Source organism: Vibrio sp. 10N.222.52.B7, assembly GCF_041474275.1.
Classification (GTDB): Bacteria; Pseudomonadota; Gammaproteobacteria; order Enterobacterales; family Vibrionaceae; genus Vibrio; species Vibrio crassostreae_C.
Window position 1 is genome coordinate 1 of sequence record NZ_JBFRTU010000130.1, and the last position, 2,280, is coordinate 2,280.

Consider the following 2,280-nt stretch of genomic DNA (forward strand, 5'->3'; position numbering starts at 1 on the left):
TATTTTAGGACGAGACAGTTATAGCAAGTCTTGAGCTTTTGCTAAAACACTGAGTTTTGGGAATATATTTTGGCAGCTGTGCTGGTGGTTCATCGGGTTCATATCTGCAATCGCATCTTCGACAATCACCACGTTATAACCCAGTTCAAATGCTTGTCTAGCCGTTGATTCGACCCCAATACTTGTTGCTACCCCGGTCAGATAAATATCCGTAATACCTTGCTCACAAAGCTGCTTCTGCAAATCTGTGTTGGTAAATGCACCCCAGGAATATTTGGTTAGATAGCGATAATTAGGGTTTAGGCGCAGGCTTTCGATGACCTCTCCCCATACGATCTTTGATGCGTCAGGCTGAGCCGCTTTATTTTGCAGTTCCGTTCGGCCTTGTGGACGACCGGCTACATTAACAATAATTACGGGTAAATCAGCATCATCAAATGCATCGCAGAGAGCAAGGCTGTTCTCTATGATCGGTCGGGACACGGTTTCCGGTAATTGATCAACGATACCTTGTTGCAGGTCGATAACGACAAGCGCAGAGCATTTACTCATTTTCATTACTTTATGCCTTAGTGGTCTTTGTGTGAGGTTATAGTGGTTAACTTTTACGGTGTATTAAACGGGTGTAAAAGCGGATGAAAGCCAGTGCAACCATCATATAAATGAGTAGGTTCAAAGGGGTAGTGACGTCATAAACAGGCACAAGTTGCGTTGCGCTCATGGTAATCATTACTAATAGGTTGCCCCCGAGAACTCGATAGACCATCCACTGATTACCAGCGAACAGGCGATACACCGTAAAGACATTAACAAAGTAAAATGCCATTAATTGCCATACTTCGGTCATCGAAGGTAACAGCAGAACATACTGAATGAGGAACAGTGACCCAAAGGCTAAGTAGCCAATGGTCCAGTGCTTTATCATTTGCCTAGGCATGTTGCTTAATATCAAGGCGCAAATGGCACTGTTAATGATGAACAGACTTCCCGATGATATTGGTAGATATATCCAGACTAGAATTGCTGAGATGAAGCTCATTGTGCCGACTAACGTATTGCTTAATCGTTGCTGGCTGTTGTCAAGTAATCGGGCAAATAAGCGCTTTTTCTTAAAGTTACCCTGGTAGAATTGTTTGACTGTCTCTGGAAAAGGGGGCTTGTAATCGACATTAACCGATGATGCTTCAATAAAAGCCATAGCCTGGTTAAGTATCGAAAAATCATTGTGATCAACCCCTTGATCATGGGCGTTTTGCAGTAACTGTTTGGCAACCCAGATTGCTTGAGTTTGCTGTTGATGCTTCCACTGCTTTCTGGCAGGCATACGGCCATGCAAATCGGGCAGGCGCATCAGATCGTTCAGCGCTTTGAAGGTCGGGCTTTCAATATTTAACTCGCAGCTCGTGTGTAACTGGAAACGCTGCGCTGAGTCATTGTAAGCGAGTGAATGAATGAGGGTAGACATCGCCTCTAAAACAACACTGACTTCGTTGTTAAAGCGTGTGTCATCATCCTCAGGCCAAACCACGCTATAGATGGTCGTATAGACCACGAAGCCAAGCAGGGTTTCTTGCAGCCTTAGTACCGCAATATTAAATGTAGCTACACCATCAAAGCTGCCAGATATTGCCAGCAGGATGCAGACAATAAATGCCGTAATGTAAGCATAGCCGATGACCGGATCGGAACCCATGTATATACAAATTGCGAGTAACAGTGCGATGTTTGCTAAAAAATAATATCGATCTTGCCCAAAAACAGCGATTAACCAAAGCCCGACAAACGCGCCACAAAGCGTCCCCAACAATCTGAGAATGCCTTTTTTCTTGCCAGCAGTAATAGTATCAGTGATGGCCAATATATTGACCACGATAGCCGCCCAGTAAGGCTTCTCAAGGTTAAAATACAACGCAAGGTAGATAGCTAAACAAAATGCTAGGGCAACCTTTATGGCATTCTTGGCTGGAGTGCTCAGTGACTTTATAATGAGTAGCATAGTGGGGTTTAGCGGCAGAGGGATCGAATACGAGGATATTGCCTGATCTTTTGGTCAGCCTAAACTCTAGTTTGAAGGCCTTGATCCATCAAATATAGCAACTCTATTGCATCGTTTAACATTCAGGGGAAGGGGGGCGATCAGTCACTCTACTTATACGATATTGTTCGATGCTGATAATGATCGATAGATCTTCTAATAGTTAATAGCGATAGAACATCAGGTTTATCGTTCTTCTAAGCTGGCTAGTTGTTCCGATTATTTTAGGTTCATCGCGGCTTTCC

The 2,280-nt window shown here is 43.8% G+C and carries 2 protein-coding genes; both read right to left on the reverse strand.

The annotated features are described in order from the left end of the window. Positions 1 to 18: 18 nt before the first annotated feature. Positions 19 to 558 carry an isochorismatase family cysteine hydrolase gene (locus AB4512_RS21240; protein WP_017060533.1) on the reverse strand — a complete coding sequence of 180 codons (540 nt, stop codon included), beginning with the start codon at positions 556 to 558 and terminating at the stop codon, positions 19 to 21. Between the two features lie 40 nt (positions 559 to 598). After that, the gene (locus AB4512_RS21245; protein WP_372074740.1) at positions 599 to 1,996 is read right to left on the reverse strand and encodes an FUSC family protein; all 1,398 of its coding nucleotides are present in this window, start codon (positions 1,994 to 1,996) and stop codon (positions 599 to 601) included. Positions 1,997 to 2,280: the final 284 nt, after the last annotated feature.

Bases quoted from the DNA above. Each gene is read 5' to 3' on its own strand.
- AB4512_RS21240 (WP_017060533.1), bottom strand. From the start codon at position 558: ATGAAAATGAGTAAATGCTCTGCGCTTGTCGTTATCGACCTGCAACAA.
- AB4512_RS21245 (WP_372074740.1), bottom strand. From the start codon at position 1,996: ATGCTACTCATTATAAAGTCACTGAGCACTCCAGCCAAGAATGCCATA.